This is a genomic window from Agromyces binzhouensis (assembly GCF_004135055.1).
Classification (GTDB): domain Bacteria; phylum Actinomycetota; class Actinomycetes; order Actinomycetales; family Microbacteriaceae; genus Agromyces; species Agromyces binzhouensis.
In genome coordinates this window covers 1-933 of the sequence record NZ_SDPL01000698.1, presented here as the reverse complement: position 1 = coordinate 933, position 933 = coordinate 1, and the positions used below count along the sequence as shown (strand labels likewise).

Genomic DNA, 933 nt, shown 5'->3' with positions numbered 1-933 from the left:
GGGTTCCGGCTCGGGCGGCGACGTCGGGGCGCACGCCGCGAGCACCGTCGCCGCGGCGACCGCAGCGACGGTCGCTCCTGCCGAGCGGCGACGGATGCCGACCGCGCGGGTCATTCCGAGCCCTCGAGCATCGCCTGCATCCCGGCGATCTCCTCGGTCTGCGCGATGACGACCGCCTCGGCGAGCTCGACCGCGTCCGGGTGCTCGCCCTGCGCGATCTCCGTCTGCGCCATCCGGACCGCCCCCTCGTGGTGCACGATCATCTGCTGCAGGAAGAGCCGGGACGCCTCCTCGCCGGTCGCCTCCTCGAGGATCGCCAGGTCGTCGTCGGACATCATCCCGTCGCCGTGGTCCATCCCGCCCATGTCGTCGAGCTCCTCCGCGCCCCACGCGTCGAGCCAACCGCGCATGAGGTCGATCTCGGGCTGCTGCGCGGCCATGATCTGCTCCGCGAGGTCGCGGACCGAGTCGTCGATGCCGTCCTTGGCCAGCAGTTCCTCGCTCATCTCGACGGCCTGCTCGTGGTGCGGGATCATCATCTGCGCGAACATGACGTCCGCTGCGCCGGGTCGGGCGTCCGAGGCGGATGCGGCGGCGCCGGTCGAGCCGTCGGAGTCGGCTCCGCTCGTGGTCGGCCCGGCGCAGCCGGAGAGCGCGAGGGCGAGGGCGACGGTCGTCGCGAGGGTCAGGGTCGTTCGTGTCGTGTGCATGGTGCTTCTCTCGATCGTGGATCGGTACTCGGAATCGCCGGGCCCGGCGACCCGCCTCGACGGCGGGTGGACGGGCGTGCGCCGATTCAGGTCCGGCTGATCGAGAGCGCGTGCAGGTCGGGCCGACGTCCGGCGAGCGGCGCGAGGCATCCGCTCGTCGACGACGGCGAGGGCGGGCGCAGACGCCCGAGGGGAGTCGGTCGCGCCCCGAGGGCGAGCGCGG

Annotated in this window: 1 protein-coding gene; it reads right to left on the bottom strand. The window is 73.3% G+C overall.

The window, feature by feature from the left end; genetic code table 11:
• Positions 1-110: 110 nt before the first annotated feature.
• Entirely contained in the window at positions 111-710 is a 600-nt protein-coding gene (locus ESO86_RS17725) for a DUF305 domain-containing protein (RefSeq protein WP_129236037.1), read from the bottom strand.
• Positions 711-933 lie beyond the last annotated feature (223 nt).